We start from the raw sequence: 23,353 nt of genomic DNA, 5'->3' as shown, positions 1-23,353 counted from the left end.
GGCCCCGTCTCTTTGGAGTCGTTACAGCGCCGAAAAGCGTTGTCATGCTACATTTCACACCCGCCGTCACACCGGCTAGCATCGCGGGCCGGGACCTAAATCTTGTTGAATGGGCGCGACCTGCCAACCGCGCGCCGGAGGGGAGCTGTGTCGATGCAGCCGGTCAACGCCGCCGACGCGAGCGTTGGAGTCGACACTGCGCCGCTGCGAGGCTGGCAGCGCCGCGCGTTGGTGAAGTACGTGGCCGCCGAGCCACGCGACTTCCTCGCCGTGGCCACTCCCGGGTCCGGGAAGACGACGTTCGCGCTGCGGGTGATCGCCGAACTGCTGGGCAGTCGCGCCGTCGAGCAGATCACCGTCGTGGTGCCCACCGAGCACCTCAAGGTGCAGTGGGCGCAGGCCGCGCTGCGGTACGGCATTTTCCTGGACCCGAGGTTCTCCAATACCAGCGCGGCGACCTCGTCGGAGTATCACGGCGTCATGGTCACCTACGCCCAGGTCGCGTCGCATCCGACGCTGCACCGGGTGCGCACCGAGCAGCGCAAGACCCTGGTCGTTTTCGACGAGATCCACCATGGCGGTGACGCCAAGACCTGGGGCGACGCCATTCGCGAAGCCTTCGGCGATGCCACCCGCCGACTTGCCTTGACGGGCACGCCGTTTCGCAGCGACGACAGCCCCATCCCGTTCGTCACCTACGAATCGGGTGCCGACGGAGTGCGCCGTTCGCAGGCCGACCACACCTACGGCTACGCCGAAGCGCTCGCCGACGGCGTGGTACGGCCAGTGGTGTTCCTCGCCTACTCGGGGCAGGCGCGCTGGCGCGACAGCGCCGGCGAAGAGCACGAGGCGCGACTGGGCGAGCCGCTGTCGGCCGAGCAGACCGCGCGGGCGTGGCGCACCGCGCTGGATCCCGCGGGCGAATGGATGCCCGCGGTGATCACCGCCGCGGATCAGCGGCTGCGCCAGAAGCGCGTGCATGTGCCCGACGCCGGCGGCATGGTCATCGCGTCCGATCAGACCGCGGCTCGCGCGTATGCCGCCCTGCTGACGAAGCTCACCGGCGAAGTGCCGACGCTGGTGCTCTCCGACGATCCGGGATCGTCGGCCCGGATCTCCGAATTCGCCGACAGCGGCACTCGCTGGCTGGTCGCGGTGCGGATGGTCTCCGAAGGTGTCGACGTCCCCCGGCTGTCGGTCGGGATCTACGCCACCAGCGCCTCGACGCCACTGTTCTTCGCACAGGCCATCGGGCGCTTCGTGCGGTCACGACGGCCGGGCGAGAGCGCGAGCATCTTCGTGCCGTCGGTGCCCAACCTGCTGATGCTGGCAAGCGAGTTGGAAGCCGAGCGCAACCACGTACTCGGCGAGCCGCACCGCGAATCCCTCGACGACCCGCTGCTCGATGACCCGGCCGTCAAGACGCAAGACGAAAAGACGGAACTGGAAAAGGGTTTCATCTCGTTGGGCGCCGACGCCGAATTGGATCAGGTCATCTTCGACGGGTCCTCGTTCGGCACCGCCGCCGCGGCCGGAAGCGACGAGGAGGCCGACTACCTCGGCATCCCGGGATTGCTCGACGCCACCCAGATGCGGGCTCTGCTGCACCGGCGCCAGGACGAGCAGCTCCAGAAGCGGGCCGCGTCCGGGCACGCGGCACCGGTGCCGTCGGCGCCCGGGTCCATGCACGGTCAGCTCCGCGAGCTGCGCCGCGAACTCAACAGTCTGGTGTCGGTCGCCCATCACCGCACCGGCAAGCCGCACGGATGGATCCACAACGAGCTGCGCCGGCGCTGCGGCGGTCCGCCGATCGCGGCCGCGACCCGCGACCAGCTGAAGGACCGCATTGTGGCCCTGCGGCAACTGAATTCGGAGCTGGCGTAGTAGACGCCTAGCCGATCGCGTCGTCGCCCGGAGCGCTCAGCACGGCCAGTAGGTGCTTCTCCACGTCGGCGCGCGCACCCTCGTCGCCGTCCCCGGGCAGCACCACCGAGAACACGTCGGCCGCCGTCGACCCGAATGTGTTGACCTTGGCCCAGACGATGTCGGCGCCGGTCCGCTCCAGCGCGCGGGTCAGCAGCGCGAGCAAGCCCGGCCGGTCCACCGCGCGGACCTCGAGGACCAGCTGGCCGTCGGCCCCGGTCTCCAGCCACAGGATGTGCGGCGGTGCGGTCGAACGCGTGACGGGCACACCCACCTGCACCTCCCCCGCCCGCGCGGACGCCGAACTCGCGGCCTCGCCGGCGCGCTTCTCCACCATGGCGAGCACGTCGATGTCGCCGGCCAGCGCACCGACGAACTGCTGGCGCAGTAGGCCCGCTTCGGGCGGAGAACCGAACAGCGGCGACACCACGAATTCGGTGACCGCGACGCCCTCGTGAGTGTTTACCGTCGCCGAGTGGATCCGCAGCGAGTTCAATGCCAGCACCGCCGCGGCTTTCGACACCAAGCCCCGCTCGTCCGGTGCGACCATCACCGCATGCAGACGCTCCCGCTCCCCCGGCTTGATCTCAACGTGCACGCCGTGGTCTGCCGCCAGTGAAAGATAGTGTGGCGCAGTCGGTTCGGCCTCCGGCAGCGGCTCACCTGCCATCACCATCCGACAGCGGCGCACCAGGTCCTCGATGAGGGAGGCCTTCCAGTCGCTCCACACCCCTGGCCCGGTCGCCTTCGAGTCCGCCTCCGCCAGCGCATGCAACAACTCCAGCAGTTGCTGGTCGCCACCCAAGGCCTCCGACACCGACTCGATGGTCGCCGGGTCGTTGAGGTCGCTTCGGGTGGCGGTGATGGGCAGTAGCAGATGGTGGCGGACCATGCCTGCCAGCGTGTCGATGTCCTTCGGCGACAACCCCAGCCTTTCGCCGATCGGAAGCACCAGATCGGCCCCGAACACGCAATGGTCCACATCGCGCCCCTTGCCGATGTCGTGCAGCAGCGCGCCCAGTGCCAGCAGGTCCGATCGCGCGACGCGAGTCGTCAGGGGGGCCGCATTGACGGCGGTCTCGACGATATGACGATCCACCGTCCACACATGGGAGACGTCGCGCGGAGGAAGATCGCGGACGGCGTCCCATTCGGGAAATAGCTTGCTCCACAGGCCGGTACGGTCCAGCGACTCGATCGTGTTCACCATCGTGGGGCCGGCCAGCAGCACGACCAGCAGGTCGTCCAACGCCTCCCGCGGCCACGGTGTCGGCAAGTCCGGGACGCTGGTGGCCAGCCGGCTGAGCGTGGCAGCCCCGATGGGCAGGCCGGTGTGGGCCGAGGCGGCGGCCACCCGAAGCACCAGTCCGGGATCGCGTCCGGGTTGGGCCTCGCGGGCAAGCACGATTTCACCGTCATACTCCACGACGTCCTCGTCCAGCGGCCGCCGCTTCGGGCGCCGCACCAATGCCGAGATGCCGCGTCGCGGCAACGCGTTCTGCGCAGTCCGCAACCCGGTTTCAGAGTGGTACGCGATGGTACGGCCGGCATCAGACAGCCTGCGCGCCAAACTGAAACGATCACCAAGGTGCAACGCGGCGCTGATCTCGTCGGCGAACTGAGCCAGCAACTGATCGCGTCCGCGGCCGGACACCCGATGCAGTTCGGTGCGCACGTCGAGCAGCGTGAGGTAGGCGTCGTCGAGTGAACCCCCGGGGCTTTCCGGGCGGCTCATCCCGCGTCGGTCGATGAGTTGGGCGACGCCCAGCGCATCGAGCAATTGGACGTCACGCAGGCCACCGCGGCCCGATTTCAGGTCCGGCTCGGCGCGCTGCGCGATCCGGCCGCAGCGCAGCCACCGGGCTTGCGTCATCTCCTCCAGCTCGTTCATCCGGGAACGAATCGCGGTGCGCCACTGCTTTCTTGCGCCGGCGATCAACTCCTCGGACAGCTCCGCGTTGCCGGCAATGTGGCGGGCGTCCAGCAGGCCCAGGGCGGCGATCATGTCACCGTTGGCGACGCTCAGCGTCCGGGCCACCGTGCGCACGCTGTGGTCGAGCCGAACGTTGGCGTCCCACAACGGATACCACAGCCCGTCGGCGACCCGCTGCAGCACATCGTCAGACACGTTGTCGTGCAACAACATCAAGTCCAGGTCGGAGTAAGGCAGCAACTCGCGGCGACCGAGTCCGCCGACGCCGACGATCGCGAATTCACTGGTGTCGGTGACGCCGATCTCGTCGGCCTTGGCGGTCAACCACGACTCGTGTAGCTCCAGCCAAGCGTGCCGCAGCTCGGCCGCATGCAGTGTGCTGCCCTCAGACAGCAGCGTACGCCGCGCAGCAGCTAAATCGCTTGCCCCGGAAGCGATTTCTGCGTGCGCGGCGTCCGCTCCAGATTCCCGGTCGGGCTCGTTCGGTTTCATAACCTCCCGGCCCGCTCGGGCTGGACCGTCAACTTGCGGCTAGCGTCATAACGCATCAGTTCCGCGTTCACCGGTGCGCACTCGCACGATGGTTTCCACGGGACTCACCCAGACCTTGCCGTCACCGATCTTGCCGGTGCGCGCCGCCCGGACAATGCTGTCCACGACCTTGTCGACGATGGAGTCGTCGACAACGACCTCGATCCGAACTTTCGGCACGAAATCGACCGAGTATTCAGCACCCCGGTAAACCTCGGTGTGACCCTTCTGCCGTCCATAGCCCTGGATTTCGCTGACCGTCATCCCCAGGACGCCCGCGTCCTCGAGGCTGGTCTTGACGTCGTCGAGGGTGAACGGCTTCACGATTGCGGTGATCAGCTTCATTTCTACTCCGCCTCCACTTTCTCGGCCGCGACTGCTTCGTCCAGTCCATTAGAGCTGTCCGGCAGGCTGGCATGAGGAAGAATCGAACCGGTGACTACTGCGAAATCGTAGCTGCTCTCCGCGTGCTCGGACTCATCGATACCCGCCGCTTCCGACTCGGGACTCAGACGCAGCCCGATGGTGTACTTCAGAATCAGAGCCAGGATAAGCGTCACGATCCCCGAGTAGAACAGAACGGAGAACGCGCCGACCGCCTGTCGCTCCAGCTGATCCCAGCCGCCGCCGTAGAACAGACCCTTGGATACGCCGGTCACGCCGTTGATCGCCACGCTCTCCGGGGCGGCCAGCAGACCCACCAGCAGCGTGCCCGCCAGACCACCGACCAGGTGCACCCCGACCACGTCGAGCGAGTCGTCGAAGCCGAACTTGAACTTCAGCCCGACCGCCAGCGCACACACCACACCGGCTACCAGACCGATGATCAGCGCGCCGAGCGCATTCACCGACGAGCAGGACGGGGTGATCGCGACCAGCCCGGCGACGATGCCGGATGCCGCACCCAGGGTCGTGGCCTTGCCGTCGCGGATCCGCTCGGTGAGGAGCCAGGCCAGCATGGCCGTGGCCGTCGCGATCGTGGTCGTCATGAACGTCGCCCCAGCCGCACCGTTGGAGCTGGTGGCCGAGCCGGCGTTGAAGCCGTACCAACCGAACCACAGCAAGCCCGCACCGAGCATCACGAACGGCACATTGTGCGGGCGGAACAGCGTGGTGGGCCAGCCTTTGCGCTTGCCCAGCACGATCGCCAGCATCAGGCCGGCCACACCGGAGTTGATATGGACCGCGGTTCCGCCGGCGAAGTCGATCGCGTGCAGCTTGTTCGCGATCCAGCCGCCCTTCTCGGCGGCGAAGCCGTCGAACGCGAAGACCCAGTGTGCGACGGGGAAGTACACGAACGTCGCCCACAACCCGGAGAACACCAGCCAGGCGCTGAACTTGAGGCGGTCGGACACCGCGCCCGAGATCAGCGCGACGGTGATGATCGCGAACATCAGCTGGAATGCCACGAATACGGTCGCGGGCAGCGTGCCGGCCAGCGGGATGTCCGTCGCCGCAACACCCTTGGTCGGGTCGGCGGCTACGGCGTTACCCCCGATCAGACCCTTGAGGCCCCAGTACTCGGTCGGGTCGCCGATGTAATTGGCCTTGTCAGTGCCAAACGAGACCGAATAGCCATATAGCACCCACAGCACCGTCACCACGCCCATCGCGCTGATGCTCATCATGAGCATGTTCAGCACGCTTCTGGCGCGCACCATACCGCCATAGAAGAACGCCAGGCCTGGCGTCATCAACAACACCAGCGCGGAACTCGCCAGCATCCAGGCGGTATCGCCGGTATTGGGCTGGCCCATTACTGGGAAACTCACTCGCTATCACCTCCGGTCGGCCCTGAAGAAGTCATCAGACATGTGCCCGATGACCTGATCCAGAACCTTGCGCAATGGTTGTTTCCGAGATGGGGCCACCGTGTTTCGGCGTCATTAACGAAACGGTCCTCATGTAAGGGGTTTCAGCCGAGCAGGGCATCCACGAATGCGGCGGGCTCGAACGGCGCCAAATCGTCGGGGCCTTCACCGAGGCCGACCAGTTTCACCGGCACGCCGAGTTCTTGTTGGACCCGGAAAACGATGCCGCCCTTGGCCGTTCCGTCCAGCTTGGTCAGCACCGCGCCGGTGATGTCGACGACGTCGGCGAAGACCTTGGCCTGGGCCAGCCCGTTCTGTCCGATGGTGGCGTCGAGGACCAACAGCACCTCGTCCACGGCGGCGCGCCGGGTTACCACGCGTTTGACCTTGTCGAGCTCATCCATCAGGCCGACTTTGGTGTGCAGCCGTCCCGCGGTGTCGATCAGCACGACGTCGGCACCCGTTTCGATGCCCTTGTCGACGGCGTCGAAGGCCACGGCCGCCGGGTCCGAACCTTCGGCTCCGCGCACCACCTCGGCGCCCACCCGGGACGCCCAGGTCTGCAGCTGATCGGCGGCCGCGGCCCGGAATGTGTCGGCCGCGCCCAGCACGACACGCCGGCCGTCGGCCACCAGCACCCGCGCCAGCTTGCCGACGGTGGTGGTTTTCCCGGTGCCGTTGACGCCGACGATCAGCAGCACCGACGGGTGCTCGTTGTGTGGCAGTGCGTTAATCGAGCGATCCATCTCGGGTTTCAGCTCTCTGATCAGCACGTCGCGCAGCACGGCCCGCGCGTCGGCCTCGCTGCGCACGTTGCCGCCGGCCAGGCGGCTGCGCAGCTGCGCGACCACCGACTCGGTGGCCACCGGGCCCAGATCGGCGACCAGCAGGGTGTCCTCGATGTCCTGCCAGGACTCTTCGTCCAGGTCACCGCCGCCGATCAAGCCCAGCATGCTGCGCCCGAGCGCGTTCTGCGATCTCGCCATCCGGCCGCGCAGGCGCTCCAGCCGGCCTTCGGTCGGCGCGATCTCGTCGATCTCGGCGGCCGCGGGGATCTCCGGCTCCGGTTCCGGCTCTGGCGCCGGCGCGGGCGCGGGCGGCGCGACCGTCTCGGGTTCGGCCTCCGGTGCGGGGAGGTGAACATCGGAGATCGTGCGCCGCGGCGCGTCGCGCGGGATGGTCGCGTCGTCTCCCACGGCGGGCAACCCGCCGGTGTCGATCCGGTCCTGCGCCGGCGCGCTCTGACTGAAGGTGATGCCCGACGACGCGGTGTAGCGCCCGGAACCCTCGAGTGCGCCCGGCTCGGGCCGGGTCAGGCTGATCCGCCGGCGGCGGTACCGGGTCAGCCCCAGGACCAGCGCAGCGATGACAACCAGGGCGGCAACGACGGCGATGGTGATCCAAAGACCTTGCGACACGCTGACATTGTTTCAGGGCCACGTCGCCGAACTCACGGCGACTCACAGCGGCAGCCGCCGCCGGTGCTCTAAGAAGAAGCAGTGACGAGCTGCTGGACCTCTTGTCCACGCATCCGCTGCGAGATCACCGCGGTGATGCCGTCGCCCTGCATGGTCACGCCGTACAACGCATCGGCGACCTCCATCGTCGGCTTCTGATGGGTGATGATCAGCAGCTGCGAGCGCGCCCGCAGCAGCTCGAACAGCGAGATCAGGCGGCGCAGGTTCGTGTCGTCGAGCGCGGCCTCCACCTCGTCCATGATGTAGAACGGCGACGGACGGGCGCGGAAGATCGCCACCAGCATCGCGACCGCGGTCAGCGCCTTCTCGCCACCGGACAGCAAAGACAGTCGGGTGATCTTCTTGCCGGGCGGACGGGCTTCGACCTCGATGCCGGTGGTCAGCATGTCATCCGGATTGGTCAGCCGCAGCCGGCCTTCGCCACCGGGGAACAGCACGGCGAAGACTTCCTGAAATTCACGCTCTACGTCGATGAATGCGTCGCTGAACACCTGCAGGATGCGAGAATCGACCTCGGCGACGACCTCGAGCAGATCCTTGCGGGCCGACTTGACGTCTTCGAGCTGGGTGGACAAGAAGTTGTAGCGCTCCTCCAGCGCGGCAAACTCCTCGAGGGCCAGCGGATTGACCCGGCCCAGTTCGGCCAGCTCGCGCTCGGCCCGTTTGGCCCGCCGCTCCTGGGTGGGCCGGTCGTAGGGCACCGGGGCGGGCGCGGTGACCTGCTCGCCGCGCTCGCGGGCCAGCTCGAACTCGGCCATCTCCAGCTCGGAGGCCGGCAGCGCGATCTGCGGGCCGTACTCGGCGATCAAATCCGCGGGGCTCATGCCGAACTGCTCGAGCACCATTTGTTCCAGCTGTTCGATGCGCAGCTCCGCCTGGGCGTTGGCCACCTCGTCGCGGTGCAGCGAGTCGGTCAGTTTGGCCACCCGGGCGCCCAGCGTGTGCACCTCGTCGCGCACCGCCGCCATCGCCGTCGACCGCGCCTCCCGTTCGCCGACCATCGCGTCGCGGATCTGCGACGCCGCGCCGACGACCCGGTTCAACCTCGTCGCCAGCAGCCGACCCGCGTCGGCCACCGCCGCCGCCACCGCGGCCGCCCGCAACCGCGCGGCGTGTGCCTGTTGGGCCCGTACCCGTGCCTCGCGTTCGGCGGCGGCCGCACGGCGCAACGAATCCGCCCGGCCGCGAACGGCGTTGGCTCGTTCCTCGGCGGTGCGCACCGCGAGCCGGGCCTCCACCTCGACGCCGCGCGCGGTGTCGGCCGCGGCGGCGATCCGCTGACGATCGACGGGGTCTTCGGCGGGCGCGAGCTGGCTCTCCTGGGCATTGCGCAGCCGGGTTTCGAGTCCGGTGACCTCTTCGATGGTCTGGGCGCGCCCGGCCTCCAGCTCCTCGCGCTGGCGCAGCAGCCGGTTCCATTCGTCCTCGGCGGTCCGGGCGTCCTGTCCGAGCCGGCCCAGCTGCTCGTACATCGCCGAGATCGCGGTGTCGGATTCGTTGAGCGCGGCCAGCGCCTGCTCGGCGGAGTCCTGACGACCGCGCTGCTCGGTCAATGCGCCGGACAAGGCGGCGGACAGTTGCGCCACCTGCGACTCGGCGGCGGCCAGCTCGGTGCCGGCCTTGTCGATCTCCGAGGTGAGCTCCAGCGTCGACGGCTTACGGTCCGAACCGCCGCTCACCCAGCCGCGGCCGACCAGGTCACCGTCGAGCGTGACCGCGCGCAGCTGCGGGCGGCCCGCCACCAGATCCAGCGCCGCGCCCAGGTCGTTGACCACCGCGACGCCGGACAGCATGGCGACCATCGCGCCCCTCAGCCGCTGCGGGGCGTCGACCAGGTCGAGCGCCCAGAGGGCACCGTCGGGCAGCGGCCCGGCCGGCGGCGGCTGATCGGCCGGCCAGTCGCCCAGCACCAGGGCCGCACGGCCTCCGTCGGCTTGCTTGAGCGCGGCGACCGCCGAACGGGCCGCGCCGAAGCTTTCGGCGGCCAGCGCGTCGGCCGCCGATCCGAGCACCGCGGCCAGCGCCGCCTCATACCCCGAACGGACCTTGACCAACTTCGCGACAGGACCGAAAAGACCTGCGCCACTGTGGTTTTGCGTGAGCCAAGCCGCGCCGTCCTTGCGCTCGAGGCCCACCGAGAGTGCATCGATGCGGGCGCGCAGCGAAGCCACCCGGCGCTCGGCTTCCCGCTCGCCGGCCTGCAGCTCGACGACACGCTCGTCGGCCAGCCGCATGGCGGCCACAGTCCGCTCGTGGTGTTCGTCCAGGCCGACCTCGCCCTGATCGAGTTCGCCGACGCGGGCCTGCACGGTTTCGAACTCCGCCCGGGTCTGCTGAACGCGGCCAGCGCCCTGTTCGATGCGCTCGGACAGCAGGGCCACGCTGTCGTCGATCGATTCGACGCGGGCCCGCATGGTCTCGACCTGACCGGCCAGCCGGGCCAGGCCTTCGCGGCGGTCCGCCTCGGCCCGGACCGCGGCCAGATGCGCCCGGTCGGCCTCGGTGGCCTCGCGTTCGCGCTCGGACAATTCGGCGCGGGCGGTCTCCAGCCGGGTCCGGGCGGCGGCCAGCTCCGCCAGCAGCTGGCGCTCGGCGGCCGCGACCTTTTCGGCCTCGGCATCCAGCGCGTCCGGATCGGTGTCGCCGGCCGCCACCGGCTCGACATCGAGGTGGGCCGCGCGTTCGCTGGCGATGCGCACCGTGGCGCCAACCCGTTCCGCCAAGGCGGACAGGCCGAACCAGGTGTGCTGGACGGACTCGGCCCGCACCGACAGCTCGGCCAGCGCGGTCTCGTGCGCGGTCAGCTCCTCGGACGCCGCGGCCAGGCGGCCGGCCGCCACGTCGTGCTCGCGGCGCATGGTGGCCTCGGCCTCCAAGATCGCGTCCCGCTGCCCCTGCCGGTTGACCATGTCGTCGGCGGCCAGCCGCAGCCGCGCATCGCGCAGGTCGGCCTGGATCGTCTGGGCGCGACGGGCCACCTCGGCTTGGCGGCCCAACGGTTTGAGCTGGCGGCGCAGCTCGGTGGTCAGGTCGGAGAGCCGGGCCAGGTTGGCCTGCATCGCGTCGAGCTTGCGCAGGGCCTTTTCCTTGCGCTTGCGGTGCTTGAGCACGCCCGCGGCTTCTTCGATGAACGCGCGGCGATCCTCGGGCCGCGACTGCAGGATCTCGTCGAGCTTGCCCTGCCCCACGATCACGTGCATCTCGCGGCCGATGCCGGAGTCGCTCAGCAGCTCCTGCACGTCCATCAAACGGCAACTGGTGCCGTTGATTTCGTATTCACTGGCGCCGTCACGGAACATCCGTCGCGTGATCGACACCTCGGAGTACTCGATCGGCAGCGCATTGTCGGAGTTGTCGATCGTGACGGTGACTTCGGCGCGGCCCAGCGGGGCGCGCGACGAGGTGCCGGCGAAGATGACGTCTTCCATCTTTCCGCCGCGCAGCGTCTTGGCGCCCTGCTCCCCCATCACCCACGCCAGGGCATCGACCACGTTGGATTTGCCGGAACCGTTGGGTCCGACGACCGCGGTGATGCCCGGTTCGAAGCGCAGAGTCGTCGGCGAAGCGAAGGACTTGAAGCCCTTCAGCGTCAGACTCTTGAGGTACACGGCGAGCCAGACTACCGCTCAAATTGCCCGAGTCGCCGTCACCGAGGGGTGTCGGCCGGCTCGAAATGCACCCGTCGTTCACAGCCTGACGCACTGGCCACAATGGCCACTTCAGTCACTGAAAAGGAGGCCATGACGCCTCCGGAAACGTGATAGCGCCGGCGCTATCACGTTCGCGATCACAGCGTGCCGAGCTCAGCTGGTGCCGCAGTGACCGGTGTGACTCGGGCTAGCGCTCGACGAATCCCTCGAACCGCTCCTGCGGTTGCGACCATTCGGCGACAACCTTGTCGACGCGGCCGGGCTGCGCGGGCCACGAATGGCCGCCTTGCAGCAGCTGCAGCAGTTTCTCGCCCGACTCTCGGGGGCCGTGCGCGACGACCAGGACGCGGCCGTCGGCCTGATTGGCCGCGTAGCCGGTGAGTCCGAGCTCCAGCGCCCGGCAGCGGGTCCACCAGCGAAAGCCCACCCCCTGGACCATGCCGTGCACCCAAGCGGTGAGCCGGACGTCAGGACCCGACATTGTCGGCCTCGGAGGCGATCTCGAACTTGACGGTGGTGCCCGACTTGAGCGTGCGCCCGACCGTGCAGACCAGGTCGATCGCCCGGCTGACGACAACGAGCAGGCGTTCCCGGTCGTCCGCCGACAATCCGGACAGGTCCAGCTCCAGGGTTTCGGAGAGCAGTGGATAGACCTCTTCGTCGCGGTCGGCGTCGCCGGAAACCCGGACCACTGCCTGGTAGTCGTCGCCGAGCCGGCGGGCCAGCGGCTGGTCGCTGGACATCCCGCTGCACGCGGCAAGCGCGATCTTGAGTAGTTCGCCGGGGGTGAACACGCCCTCGACGTCCTCGGAGCCGATCAGAACCTGCGCTCCGCGTGAGCTACGGCCCGTGTAGCGGCGCGTCCCGGTGCGTTCGACCCACAGTTCCGTCATGGCTCATTTCTACCGGGGACGTGCGATGGCGCCCTCAGCGGACTATCAACGACAGCAGCTTCTTGCCGAACGATATTGTGGCGGAACCATTTTCGGACGAGACCACGACCTGATCATCGACCCGTCGGCGCAGTTCGCGCTCGAGCGCGTCCCGAAGCGTGGCGGACGCTCCCGGGCATCCGTCGCAGGCACCCGACATCCGCACGGTCACGTGGTGACCGACCACCGACACCAGCTCGATCGCCCCACCGTGCGAAGCGGCGAGCGCGCCCACCGAGCCGGCCAGCAGCTCCGCGACGACTGCCTCCAATTTGCCTGCGGGGACTGATGATTCGTCGATCGTCCAGCCCGCCGGGTCCAGCAGCGCCTCGCTGAGCGCTTCGCGAACGTCGTCGCCCACCTCACGCCAGCTGTCGGCCGCGCCGACGGTGATCAGGATGCCGGTGGCGGCCACCACGACTTCGGCGATCACGCCGGCATCCAACAAGGCACCGAGGGCGCCCGGGGCGACGCGGACGGTGCCGCGCGGCGGCAGTTGCTCGGCTGCGACCACCCAGCGCAGCTGCGCGGGATTCGCGGTGGCCGTGGCGTGCAGCGGAATCATGCGCCCAGCGCGATCGCCACCGACCGGGCGGCGAACGCCGCCGCCCACGCCAGGATGAACATGTAGGACCAGGCGAACAGTGGCCATCGCCACGAGTTGGTCTCGCGGCGCATCACCGCGACGGTCGACATGCATTGCAGCGCATAGATGAAGTACGCCATCAGCGCGATGACGGTCGGCGCGGTGAACACCTTATGGCCGTTGTCGTCGGTCATGGCGACCAGCGCTTCGCGCGGATCGTCGGGACTCTCCGCCGCCGCCACCTGGCCCAGGGTGGACACGAACACTTCGCGCGCCGAGAACGAACCGAGCAGGGAAATGTTGATGCGCCAATCGAATCCGAGTGGTTTGAACACCGGCCCGATCGCCTTCCCCACATCGGCGGCATAGCTGTGGTTCATCACGTAAGCGGTGGCGTCCGTTGGCGACATCTTCTCGGTCTCGGACGCGCGCGCCGGCAGATTAAGCAGCACCCACAGCACCACGGACGTGCCCAGGATGATCGTTCCGGCCTTGCGTAAGAACACCTTCGCCGAATCCCACATCGTGATCAGCACGTTCTTGGCCGACGGGAAGCGGTAAGGCGGAAGCTCCATCGTGAACGGCAGCAAATCACTGCGCAGGATCGTCGATTTGAACAACGCCGCGGCGATCAGCGCCGAGGTGCCGCCACACACGTACAGCGCAAACATCGCGATGCCCTGCGCACTCAGGCCACCCCAGTGCGTCCGCGGCGACACCAGCAGTCCGACCAGCAGGGTGAACACCGGAAGCCGGGCCGAGCAGGTCATCAGCGGCGCCGTGATGATGGTGGCGATCCGGTCGCGCGACGATGGCAGCGTCCGGGTGGCCATGATCCCCGGGATTGCGCAGGCGAACGACGAGAGCATCGCGACGAACGCGCGCCCTTCAAGTCCCGTCGCGGCCATCACCCGGTCCATCAAGAACGCGGCTCGCGCCATGTAGCCGACGTTCTCCAGCAGCGCGATCAGCAAGAACAGCAACACGATCTGCGGGATGAACTGGAGCACCGTGCCGACGCCGCCGATCAGCCCCTGGCCGAGCAGCCCGCGCACCACATAGTTGCCGACGTGGTTGCTGACCAGTCCGCCCAGCGAGGTGAGCCAATTGCCCACTTGATCCTGCAGCGGCGCGGCGACGGTGAAGACGACCTGAAAAAAGCAGAACATCACCGCGAAGAAGATGAAGGTCCCCCACAGCGGGTGCAGCACCACCGCGTCGATCCCTCGTGTGCGCCGATCAGGTTTTGGCGCAACGTAATCGGCAGCCTTCAGCACGGACGTGCCCCACGCGTCGATGGCGTCGTTGTCAGCCGGGGGCAGCACCGGGGGCCGTTGCCACCGATTGAAGGCCAGCAGTTGGGCGCGCAAGGTGTCGATGCCCACGCCGCGATTGGCTATCACAGCGAGGACCGGGACGCCCAGCGCCGTCGACAAGGCGTCGATGGAGATGCCGCCGCCGCGCGCGGTCAATTCGTCGGTCATGCTCAGCACCAACAGACACGGAAGGTCCTGCCGCAGCACCTGCGCCAGCAGGATGATCGAGCGGTGCAGCGTGGTGGCGTCGGCGACGATGGCGATCGCATCGGGTGGGCCGTCGCCGTAGACCTCGCCGCCCAGCAGGTCGGCCACCACCTGTTCGTCCGGGCTGATCGGGTCGAGGCTGTAGGTGCCGGGCAGATCCTCGATGGCGATTTCGACGCCGTCCACCTTGGTGGTGCCGACGCTGCGCCCGACGGTGACGCCCGGATAGTTACCGGTCTTGGCGCGCAGTCCGGTCAGGTGGTTGAACACCGACGTCTTGCCCGCGTTGGGACTGCCCACCAGCGCGATCCGCGCCATTCCCGCGACGGCGACGCCGGCGCCGCCTTCCTCGTGGCACGACGTCATACGTCGGTCCCCTGGGTGACTTCGATCAGCCGCGCCTCGCGGCGGCGCAGGCACAGCTCGGTGTTCTGAACCCGGTAGATGGTCGGGTCTCCCATCGGGGCCCGGCGGATGACCTCGACGTCGGAGGCCGGCCGAAATCCCAACTGCCGCAGTCGGGCCGCCACCACGGCTGACGCCGCCGGCGCCACGCCCGTGATGGTCGCCCGCTCACCGGGCGACAGCTGCGCTAATACGGTTGGCGAACCCGAGAAACGATCTGCGTTTCGCGCCGCTTTGCGCATTACTCGCCCCGAGTCCAGAGGTTGATCATCCTGGTAAGGATAACCTCACGATGCTGAGGTTAGCCTCAGCTTTTAACGAGAAAATGTTAACTGCGCGGACGCGGCTGACACCGCGGACAGTAAAACGACGAACGGTTCATAAACTTCTCGCGGCGTATCACCGCTCCACAACGCCGGCAGCTTTCGCCTTCGCGCCCATACGCATCCAGGGAGCGGTCGAAGTAGCCCGATTCGCCGTTGACGTTGACGTACAGCGAATCGAACGAGGTCCCGCCCTTGGCCAGCGCGTCGCGCATCACGTCCGCGGCGGCGTCCAGCACCGCGGTCAGCTGGCGCCGACTCAGCGTCGCGGCCACCCGGGCACCATGAACTTTGGCCCGCCACAATGCTTCGTCCGCGTAGATGTTGCCGATACCCGAGACCACCTGCTGATCCAGCAGTTGGCGCTTGAGCTCGGAATGCTTGCCCCGCAACACTTTCACCACCGCATCGGCGTCGAAGCGGGGGTCCAGCGGATCCCGCGCGAGGTGCGCGACGGGCTCCGGCACCACGCTGCCGTCCACCTCCGTCAGGTCGGCAAGCATCCACCCCCCGAAGGTCCGCTGGTCGGCGAAGCTCAGCACGGTTCCGTCGTCGAGCAGCGCGGAGATCCGGACATGGTCGGCCCGTGGGACTTTGCCCAGCAGCATCTGGCCGCTCATGCCGAGGTGGACGACCAGCGCGGCATCGGGCTTCGACCCGCCCGACTCGGCGTCAAGCAGCAGCCACAGGTATTTGCCGCGGCGATCGGTTCCGTCGATCCGCGCGCCGAGCAGCCGGGCCGTGAGGTCGGCGGGCCCGGCTTCGTGGCGGCGTACCGCGCGGGGGTGGTGCACCCGAACCGCGGTGATCGTCTTACCCACAACGTGGGCCTGCAAGCCGCGGCGCACCACCTCGACTTCGGGCAGCTCGGGCATCTAGTGATGATCGCAAGCGCGGCAAAGCCGGGCGCAGCGGGGCATCACCATCACGTTAGGCATGATCGCAAGCGCGGCAAAGCCGGGCGCAGCGGGGCATCACCATCAAGTCAAGCGGGCGTTTTCCCCGCGGTGTCCAGCGCCTCCAGCGCTTTCCAGGTCGCGGCGGCGGCCTTCTGCTCGGCCTCCTTTTTGGAGCGGCCCATCCCCGACCCGTATTCGGTCTCCATCACGACGACCACCGCGGTGAATTCCTTGTCGTGGTCCGGGCCGGTGGAGGTGACCTGGTAGGACGGCGCGCCCATGCCGCGCGCCGCGGTGAGCTCCTGCAGGCTGGTCTTCCAATCCAGCCCGGCGCCCAGCGTCGGCGCGGCGTCCAGCAGCGCACCGAACAATCGCAGGATCACCTCGCGCGCTGTCTCGATGCCGTGCGCCAGGTAGATCGCGCCCAGCAGCGACTCCATGCCGTCGGCCAGGATGCTCGACTTGTCGGCTCCGCCGGTGTTCGCCTCGCCGCGCCCCAGCAGCAGGTGACCGCCCAGCCCCCCTTCGGACAGCTGCCGCGCGACGTCGGCGAGCGCGTGGGTGTTGACGACACTGGCTCGCAGTTTGGCCAGATCACCTTCCGAACGGTCGGGATGACGGTGATAGAGCTCGTCGGTGACGGTCAGGCCCAGCACGGCGTCGCCGAGGAACTCCAGCCGCTCGTTGGTCGGTAGTCCGCCGTGCTCGTAGGCGTAGCTGCGGTGGGTCAACGCCAGCGAGAGCAGTTCCTCGGGCAGTTCGACCCCGAGCGCATCGAGCAGAATTTGCCGCGAGGTCACTGGTCACCCCGAGAGGTATCCGGGTCGCGGGAATCGTCGGACTGCATGTCCACCAGCTTGGCCCATCGCGGATCGATGGTGTCATGGTGGTGGTCGGGGTCGTCGGCCAGCAGCACGCCGCATTGCGGGCACATCCCCGGGCAATCCGGTTGGCACACCGGTGCAAACGGAAGCTCGAGTCCGACGGCGTCGACGATGAACTGCTCGAGGTCGATGCGGTCGTCGACGACCCGGCCGACCTCGTCTTCCTCGGTGGTCGCCTCGGTGGTGCTGTCCGGATAGGCAAACAGCTCGGTCAGCCCGATCTGCACGTGCCCGCTGACCGCCGTCAGGCAGCGTGAGCACTCGCCGACGGTGGGGCCGGACACGGTGCCGGTGACCAACACGCCTTCCGACACCGACTCGACCCGCAGATCCATGTCGAGCGGAGCGCCCTGCGGGATAGCGATCATGTCCAGTCCGATACGCGACGGACTGGGCACGGTGTTACGCAAGGTCACCATCGATCCCGGGCGTCGCCCAAGCCGCGTGACGTCGACCGTCATCGGCGAAGCCGGATGATGCTGCGCAGTGGTGGTGTGTTTGCGCGCCATGGAAAAATCTTACGGCGCCGCCGGAGTGCCCCGGTCGCGGCCATCCGCCCAGGTGGTGCCGGTCGGCGCTGGGCGAACAGAACCGCGGACGCTAGGCGCTAGCGGGTCGCGTAGTCGTGCGTTCCGGCCGCCGTCCGCAGTTGGTGGCGGCCGCGGCCCACCGAGCGAAGCGTGCCGTTGAGGAACTCCTCGAACTCGGCCAGCTTGTTGTCGACGTAGATATCGCACTCACCGCGCAGCCGGTCGGCCTCGGCGTGCGCGGTGTCGATGAGCCGGGTGGACTCCGCGTTAGCCGCCTGCACGACCTCGTTCTGCGAGACCAGGCGCTGCTGTTCCTTGATGCCCTCTTGCACGGCCTTCTCGTAGGAGATGTTGCCGTTTTCGATCAGCCGGTCGGCCTCGGCCTGGGCGCGGCCGACGCTGGCCTCGTACTCGCGTTTGGCCGCCGTGGCGATGCGCATCGCTTCCTCGCGGGCCTCCCCGACCATCCGCTCGCTGTGCTGGCGCGCCTCGTTCACCATCCGGTCGGCCTGCGACTTGGCGTCGGAAAGCAGCCGGTCAGCCTCCGCGCGGGAGTGGTTGAGCATCGACTCCGACTCGGTGGTTGCCGAGGACACCATGGATTCGGCGTGCGACTTGGCGTCGGAAAGCATCGAATCACGGGCATCCAGGACATCCTGGGCGTCGTCCAGCTCGCCGGGGATCGCATCCTTGATGTCGTCGATCAGTTCCAGCACGTCACCGCGAGGCACCACACAGCCAGCCGTCATAGGCACGCCGCGGGCTTCTTCGACAATGGCGCCTAATTCATCCAGCGCTTCAAAGACTCGGTACACGGCCACACCCTCCTGGCGTCTTGCACAATTCCTGTTGTTACCAGTGTGCCTGGTGTTACCTCTGTGACGGCGGTGGCGACACCGGTGTGTCGGGCAAATTCACCAACCGGGCGCACCGGGGGCGAGCCGCAGCCGTCGATAGGCCCACAAAAGTAGATTCTTCCAGGACTTCTGCGCTTCCGCCCGCGCAGGGCGCCCGCGTTTGTGATGCCGACGAGCAATTACGTATGCCGAGGCGGCCGGCCAGCTAATGGCACCGAGATACGCTGAGTCAGTGAACGGGCCCACGGACCGAGGCAGCGCCGGCGCAAAGCCGCCCGCAGCAACGCTTTACATATTTCCGCACGCCGGTGGGTCGGCGACCTTTTACGTGCCGTTTGCGAAGGCGTTCTCCACCGACATCCAGCGGGTTGCCGTCCAATACCCGCGAAGCAGCGATCGCGGCCTCACCCAGCTGCCGAGCATTCCCGAGTTCGCCGACGAAATCTTCACCATGATGGCGCCCACCGCCCCGACCGACCGTCCGGTGGCGTTCTTCGGCCACAGCATGGGCGGGTTGCTGGCCTTCGAAGTGGCGCTGCGCTTCCAATCGGCCGGACATCCGGTCGCCGCCCTGTTCGTTTCGTCCTGCGCGGCACCCGGCCACATCCGCTACAAGGAACTACAGGGTTCGGACCGCGACATCCTGAACGTAGTCGCGCAGGTCACCGACACGAACCCCGAAATGCTGGCGAATGACGAATTCGCGTCGACGATTCTGCCCACCTTGCAAAGCGTGCGGGCCATTGCCGGCTATACCCGCGCGCCCGAGGTAACGGTGTCGTGCCCGATCCACGCCTTCGTCGCGGATAACGACATCATCGTGGCCGAGGAAAACATGACGGCCTGGTCGGATCGCACTACCGACGAATTCTCTCTCCAAGTGTTTGCTGGAGATCATTTTTACCTCAACAACAATTTGCCGGAACTGGTGAAGAATATCGAGCAAAAAATCCTCGATCGGGCACCACGGGTTAGCTAAGGCGATCGGCCGCCGATGCCGCGCAGATCCGCGCCGGCGGCCGGCCGCAGGCGGTCATCCATTCGACGCAAACACCCGCCCAAGGTCCCCTCCGGGCGGCCGTTTCATCTCCTGGCCTCCGCCGTGCGGCCCCACCCGCGTTAGCGCTTCTCCGGGCCCCTCGAGGCCCCGCGTGGGGGCGGCCCGCAAAACGGTGCGCTGGTCCCAAAACCGACCGGCTCCAGCACCCGCTGGACCGACAACCTTGGTTGTATCGTGCTGCCCGCACGCCACTTCAGCATCACTAACACCACGGGTCACTTGCCGAACATACTGCTATGACCTGCGAGAACGTTGTTCACGGCAAATGTCGTCCACATAGTCAACAACCCACGCCGAGTCCTGTGCATGAATCTGTGGATTTCGAAAATCCCATCACCTCCCCGTGTTAGATTGCTTACCTTGCTTAAGGAGACTCGAGGTCGGGGAGGGAAACCGGGGACCCCGCCCATCCAGTCTCAGCGCGCCAAGGTTTTTCGCCAGCAGCTGCTGTGTGTAGGGGGGCTCCGCCGAGGAGCCACAAAGCCGCTCAACGCAACACACAGGGTGCGTGCACTTAGTGACGCCGACAGCGAGTTGGGAAGGTAACGAAATGCCGGTAGCCAATGCGTCCATACCTGCTTTGCTGCAGGCGCGGGCTGACGAACAGCCCGACGCGACGGCGTTCACGTACATCGACTACGAGCAGGACCCGACGGGGTTTGCTGAGACCTTGACATGGTCGCAAATGTTGCAGCGCGCGCGCATTGTTGCCGAGGAGCTCGCACTCTGCGGATCACCTGGAGACCGGGTCGCAATTCTCGCGCCGCAGGGAATGGAATATATCGTCGCCTTCTTCGGCGCGCTGGAAGCCGGTTTCATCGCCGTTCCGCTCTCGACACCGCAATACGGTGTGCACGACGACCGGATTTCCTCGGTATTGCGGGATTCCAATCCGGTCGCCATTCTCACGACTTCGGCCGTTGTCGGCGACGTCACGAAATACGCAACGGGATACCACGGGCAACCCGCCCCGTTCGTCATCGAGGTCGACCTGCTGGACCTGGACTCTCCGCGCGACCTCCCACTGCGTCGGCACCACTCTTCGGGCGCGGCATACCTGCAATACACATCGGGGTCGACGCGGACGCCGGCCGGCGTCATCGTCACGCACAAGAACGTCATCGCCAACGTGACACAGAGCATGTATGCCTACTTTGGGGATCCCGCTCGGCTTCCAGCCGACTTGACCCTGACGTCCTGGCTGCCGCTGTACCACGACATGGGGCTGATTCTGGGACTTTGTGCGCCATTGGTGGCTCAGCGGAGCGCGGTGCTGATGAGCCCCATGTCATTTTTGGTCCGCCCGGCGCGCTGGATCCACATGCTCGCCACCAGCGGTCCGTGCCTGTCCGCCGCACCTAACTTCGCCTTCGAACTGTCGGTGCGCAGAACATCCGACGACGACATGGCCGGACTTGACCTCGGCAACGTGCAACGCATCGTCAGTGGCAGTGAACGGATCCATGTCGCGACCGTGAAGCGTTTCACCGAGCGTTTCGCTCCCCACAATCTGAGCGCCACGGCGATCCGTCCGTCTTACGGGCTCGCGGAAGCAACGCTTTATGTGGCAGCTCCCGAACCCGGCGCCGCGCTCAAGACGGTCCGTTTCGACTATGAACACCTGACCGCCGGGCGAGCCAAGCCCTGCGGAACCGACGGGACGCTGGGAACCGAACTCATCGGCTACGGTGCGCCCGACCCCACGTCGGTGCGAATCGTCCGCCCCGAGACCATGGTGGAGAACCCCGAGGGGACCGTGGGCGAGATCTGGGTGCAGGGCGACCACGTGACGATGGGATATTGGCGCAAGCCGGAACAAACCGAGCGCGTTTTCAACGCCAAGCTGGTTGATCCCGCACCGGGAGCCGTGGAGGGACCATGGCTGCGGACCGGCGATCTGGGCGTCATCTCCGACGGCGAGCTGTTCATCATGGGCCGCATCAAAGATTTGCTCATCGTCGACGGGCGTAACCACTACCCCGACGACATCGAGGCCACGATCCAGGAAATCACCGGCGGCCGGGTCGCGGCGATATCGGTGCCCGACGACATCACCGAGCAACTGGTGGCGATCATCGAACTCAAGGGCAAAGGAGCCTCCGCGGAAGAGGCGCTGGTGCGACTTCGCTCGGTGAAGCGCAAAGTCACGTCGGCGATCTCGAAGTCGCACAGTCTGCGGGTCGCCGATCTCGTTCTGGTGTCACCAGGTTCGATACCGATCACCACGAGCGGCAAAGTCCGGCGTTCGGCCTGCGTCGAGCGCTATCAAACCGAGGGATTCAAACGGCTGGATGTGACGGTATGACCTCTTCGAGCATCAGTGGTGAGGCCGATTTGCGCCACTGGCTCGTCGACTACTTGGTGACCAACATCGGATGCACCCCGGACGAGGTCGACCCCGATCTCTCCCTGGCCGACCTTGGCGTGAGCTCTCGTGAGTCGGTCGTGCTGTCCGGCGAATTGTCGGAGTTGTTGGGAAAGCCGGTGTCCCCGATCGAGTTCTGGGAGCACCCGACGATCAACGCCCTGGCCGCATACCTCACCGCGCCCGAAGCCGACCCCGAATCCGACGCGGGAGTAAAGCGCCCGGTGCGCAACTCGCTCGACGAGCCGATTGCGGTGGTGGGGATGGGGTGCCGCTTCCCCGGCGGGATTACTGGCCCGGAAGCGTTGTGGGAGTTATTGCTTGAGCGCGGCTGCACGATCGGGCAAGTGCCGCCCGAGCGGTGGCAGCCATTCGAAAGCGGCTCACCCGAGGTAGCTGCGACGTTGGCCCGCACGACGCGGTGGGGTTCGTTCCTGCCCGACATCGACGCTTTCGACGCCGAGTTTTTCGAGATCTCGCCCAGCGAAGCCGACAAGATGGACCCCCAGCAGCGCCTGCTGCTCGAGGTGGCCTGGGAGGCGTTGGAGCACGCCGGAATACCGCCCAGCTCGCTGCGCCGTTCGCAGACCGGGGTATTCGCCGGTGCCTGCCTGAGTGAATACGGCGTCCTCGCGTCCAACGATCTGTGCCAGGTCGACGGATGGAACAACACCGGCGGCGCGATGAGCATCATCGCCAACCGTCTCTCGTATTTCCTTGACCTGCGTGGCCCGTCGGTCGCGGTGGACACCGCCTGCTCGTCATCCTTGGTTGCCATCCACCTGGCCTGCCAGAGCCTGCGAACCCAGGATTCCCAGCTGGCCATCGCCGCCGGTGTGAACTTGCTGTTGACCCCGGCGGTATTTCGCGGTTTCGACCAAGTCGGCGCGCTCTCGCCCACCGGTCGGTGCCGCGCGTTCGATGCGACGGCGGACGGGTTTGTGCGTGGTGAGGGTGCCGGGGTGGTGGTGCTCAAGCGGTTGACCGACGCCCAGCGCGACGGCGATCGGGTGCTGGCCGTGATCTGCGGCTCGGCCGTCAACCAGGACGGCCGCTCCAACGGGTTGATGGCTCCCAACCCGGCAGCCCAGATGGCGGTGCTGCGTGCCGCCTACGCCAACGCGGGGATGCAGCCCGGCATGGTCGACTACGTCGAAACACACGGCACCGGAACGTTATTGGGTGATCCGATCGAAGCGCGCGCCCTGGGCACGGTGCTGGGTCGTGGCCGTCCCGAGGACTCTCCACTGCTGATCGGCGCACTGAAGACGAACCTGGGACACACCGAGGCGGCAGCCGGCATCGCCGGCTTCATCAAGGCCGTGATGGCGGTGGAGCGCGGCGAGATTCCGCCGAATCAGCGCTTCGAAAGCCCGAATCCGCATATCCCCTTTGACAACCTGCGGATGAAAGTTGTTGACACACAAACTCCTTGGCCCGAGACGGGGCGTCCGCGCCGGGCCGGGGTGTCGTCGTTCGGATTCGGCGGCACCAACGCGCATGTGGTGATCGAGCAGGGCCAAGACGTCACGCCGCCGCGTCGGACACTGCCCGAGTCGGGGGTGTCGGCGTTGGTGGTGTCGGGGAAGACGGCGGCGCGGGTGGCGGTGACGGCGTCGGTGTTGGCCGATTGGATGCAGGGTGCGGGGTCGCAGGTGGCGTT

Annotated in this window: 18 protein-coding genes; 4 read left to right on the top strand and 14 right to left on the bottom strand. The window is 67.3% G+C overall.

The window, feature by feature from the left end; translation table 11 throughout:
- The first annotated feature begins 153 nt into the window (after nt 1-153).
- Nucleotides 154-1,884 carry a DEAD/DEAH box helicase gene (locus ACZY0B_RS03825; protein WP_463762665.1) on the top strand — a complete coding sequence of 577 codons (1,731 nt, stop codon included), beginning with the start codon at nt 154-156 and terminating at the stop codon, nt 1,882-1,884.
- 7 nt (nt 1,885-1,891) lie between these two features.
- Here the strand turns inward: ACZY0B_RS03825 and ACZY0B_RS03820 are convergent, their stop codons facing one another.
- The 14 genes from ACZY0B_RS03820 to sepIVA all read right to left on the bottom strand — a co-directional run bounded on the left by ACZY0B_RS03820 (nt 1,892) and on the right by sepIVA (nt 18,223).
- Nucleotides 1,892-4,348, bottom strand: coding sequence for a [protein-PII] uridylyltransferase (locus tag ACZY0B_RS03820; protein ID WP_463762664.1), 2,457 nt, complete (start codon nt 4,346-4,348; stop codon nt 1,892-1,894).
- Between the two features lie 45 nt (nt 4,349-4,393).
- The gene (gene glnB, locus ACZY0B_RS03815) at nt 4,394-4,732 is read right to left on the bottom strand and encodes a nitrogen regulatory protein P-II (RefSeq protein WP_003878721.1); all 339 of its coding nucleotides are present in this window, start codon (nt 4,730-4,732) and stop codon (nt 4,394-4,396) included.
- A gap of 2 nt (nt 4,733-4,734) precedes the next feature.
- Complete coding sequence (locus ACZY0B_RS03810) at nt 4,735-6,144, bottom strand: ammonium transporter (protein WP_463762920.1); 1,410 nt, start codon at nt 6,142-6,144, stop codon at nt 4,735-4,737.
- A 158-nt stretch (nt 6,145-6,302) separates the two neighbouring features.
- Nucleotides 6,303-7,616: a signal recognition particle-docking protein FtsY gene (ftsY, locus tag ACZY0B_RS03805; protein WP_463762662.1), complete on the bottom strand. Its 1,314-nt coding sequence runs from the start codon at nt 7,614-7,616 to the stop codon at nt 6,303-6,305.
- 68 nt (nt 7,617-7,684) lie between these two features.
- Nucleotides 7,685-11,284 (bottom strand): chromosome segregation protein SMC, encoded by a 3,600-nt coding sequence (gene smc, locus ACZY0B_RS03800; protein ID WP_463762661.1) that lies wholly within the window; start codon nt 11,282-11,284, stop codon nt 7,685-7,687.
- A gap of 229 nt (nt 11,285-11,513) precedes the next feature.
- Nucleotides 11,514-11,807, bottom strand: coding sequence for an acylphosphatase (locus tag ACZY0B_RS03795; RefSeq protein WP_463762660.1), 294 nt, complete (start codon nt 11,805-11,807; stop codon nt 11,514-11,516).
- On the bottom strand, nt 11,794-12,219 hold the full coding sequence (locus tag ACZY0B_RS03790; protein WP_463762659.1) for an OsmC family protein: 426 nt from the start codon (nt 12,217-12,219) through the stop codon (nt 11,794-11,796). The genes ACZY0B_RS03795 and ACZY0B_RS03790 overlap by 14 nt, the downstream gene beginning before the upstream one ends.
- A 34-nt stretch (nt 12,220-12,253) precedes the next feature.
- Nucleotides 12,254-12,823 (bottom strand): NifU family protein, encoded by a 570-nt coding sequence (locus ACZY0B_RS03785; RefSeq protein WP_463762658.1) that lies wholly within the window; start codon nt 12,821-12,823, stop codon nt 12,254-12,256.
- Entirely contained in the window at nt 12,820-14,733 is a 1,914-nt protein-coding gene (gene feoB, locus ACZY0B_RS03780) for a ferrous iron transporter B (RefSeq protein WP_463762657.1), read from the bottom strand. The genes ACZY0B_RS03785 and feoB overlap by 4 nt, the downstream gene beginning before the upstream one ends.
- Nucleotides 14,730-15,014 carry a FeoA family protein gene (locus tag ACZY0B_RS03775; RefSeq protein WP_463762656.1) on the bottom strand — a complete coding sequence of 95 codons (285 nt, stop codon included), beginning with the start codon at nt 15,012-15,014 and terminating at the stop codon, nt 14,730-14,732. The genes feoB and ACZY0B_RS03775 overlap by 4 nt, the downstream gene beginning before the upstream one ends.
- 86 nt (nt 15,015-15,100) lie before the next feature.
- A complete protein-coding gene (gene mutM / locus ACZY0B_RS03770; RefSeq protein WP_463762655.1) occupies nt 15,101-15,970 on the bottom strand; it encodes a DNA-formamidopyrimidine glycosylase in 870 nt (289 codons plus the stop codon).
- Between the two features lie 110 nt (nt 15,971-16,080).
- Nucleotides 16,081-16,794 (bottom strand): ribonuclease III, encoded by a 714-nt coding sequence (gene rnc / locus ACZY0B_RS03765; RefSeq protein WP_463762654.1) that lies wholly within the window; start codon nt 16,792-16,794, stop codon nt 16,081-16,083.
- Nucleotides 16,791-17,387, bottom strand: a complete 597-nt coding sequence (locus ACZY0B_RS03760; protein ID WP_463762653.1) for a YceD family protein — start codon at nt 17,385-17,387, stop codon at nt 16,791-16,793. Before ACZY0B_RS03760 ends, rnc begins: the two co-directional genes overlap by 4 nt.
- A gap of 98 nt (nt 17,388-17,485) precedes the next feature.
- The gene (gene sepIVA / locus ACZY0B_RS03755) at nt 17,486-18,223 is read right to left on the bottom strand and encodes a cell division protein SepIVA (RefSeq protein ID WP_463762652.1); all 738 of its coding nucleotides are present in this window, start codon (nt 18,221-18,223) and stop codon (nt 17,486-17,488) included.
- A 250-nt stretch (nt 18,224-18,473) separates the two neighbouring features.
- Between sepIVA and ACZY0B_RS03750 the strand changes: the two genes are divergently transcribed.
- From ACZY0B_RS03750 to ACZY0B_RS03740, 3 genes are all read left to right on the top strand, one after another.
- Nucleotides 18,474-19,244 (top strand): thioesterase II family protein, encoded by a 771-nt coding sequence (locus tag ACZY0B_RS03750; protein ID WP_463762651.1) that lies wholly within the window; start codon nt 18,474-18,476, stop codon nt 19,242-19,244.
- 631 nt (nt 19,245-19,875) lie between these two features.
- Nucleotides 19,876-21,630 (top strand): long-chain-fatty-acid--AMP ligase FAAL26/FadD26, encoded by a 1,755-nt coding sequence (gene fadD26, locus ACZY0B_RS03745; protein WP_463762650.1) that lies wholly within the window; start codon nt 19,876-19,878, stop codon nt 21,628-21,630.
- Nucleotides 21,627-23,353 (top strand): type I polyketide synthase (locus ACZY0B_RS03740; RefSeq protein WP_463762649.1); only part of this gene is annotated, 1,727 nt, incomplete at its 3' end. The genes fadD26 and ACZY0B_RS03740, both read left to right, overlap by 4 nt.

This window comes from Mycobacterium sp. IDUB_19, assembly GCF_055419445.1.
Note: the sequence above shows the minus strand (reverse complement) of the source record. Positions and strands in the feature narration are given on the sequence as shown.

Coding starts and splice junctions, on each gene's coding strand:
- ACZY0B_RS03825 (WP_463762665.1), top strand. CDS start 154: ATGCAGCCGGTCAACGCCGCCGACGCGAGCGTTGGAGTCGACACTGCG.
- ACZY0B_RS03820 (WP_463762664.1), bottom strand. CDS start 4,348: ATGAAACCGAACGAGCCCGACCGGGAATCTGGAGCGGACGCCGCGCAC.
- glnB (WP_003878721.1), bottom strand. CDS start 4,732: ATGAAGCTGATCACCGCAATCGTGAAGCCGTTCACCCTCGACGACGTC.
- ACZY0B_RS03810 (WP_463762920.1), bottom strand. CDS start 6,144: ATGGGCCAGCCCAATACCGGCGATACCGCCTGGATGCTGGCGAGTTCC.
- ACZY0B_RS03795 (WP_463762660.1), bottom strand. CDS start 11,807: ATGTCGGGTCCTGACGTCCGGCTCACCGCTTGGGTGCACGGCATGGTC.
- ACZY0B_RS03790 (WP_463762659.1), bottom strand. CDS start 12,219: ATGACGGAACTGTGGGTCGAACGCACCGGGACGCGCCGCTACACGGGC.
- ACZY0B_RS03785 (WP_463762658.1), bottom strand. CDS start 12,823: ATGATTCCGCTGCACGCCACGGCCACCGCGAATCCCGCGCAGCTGCGC.
- feoB (WP_463762657.1), bottom strand. CDS start 14,733: ATGACGTCGTGCCACGAGGAAGGCGGCGCCGGCGTCGCCGTCGCGGGA.
- ACZY0B_RS03775 (WP_463762656.1), bottom strand. CDS start 15,014: ATGCGCAAAGCGGCGCGAAACGCAGATCGTTTCTCGGGTTCGCCAACC.
- mutM (WP_463762655.1), bottom strand. CDS start 15,970: ATGCCCGAGCTGCCCGAAGTCGAGGTGGTGCGCCGCGGCTTGCAGGCC.
- ACZY0B_RS03760 (WP_463762653.1), bottom strand. CDS start 17,387: ATGGCGCGCAAACACACCACCACTGCGCAGCATCATCCGGCTTCGCCG.
- ACZY0B_RS03750 (WP_463762651.1), top strand. CDS start 18,474: ATGGCACCGAGATACGCTGAGTCAGTGAACGGGCCCACGGACCGAGGC.
- fadD26 (WP_463762650.1), top strand. CDS start 19,876: ATGCCGGTAGCCAATGCGTCCATACCTGCTTTGCTGCAGGCGCGGGCT.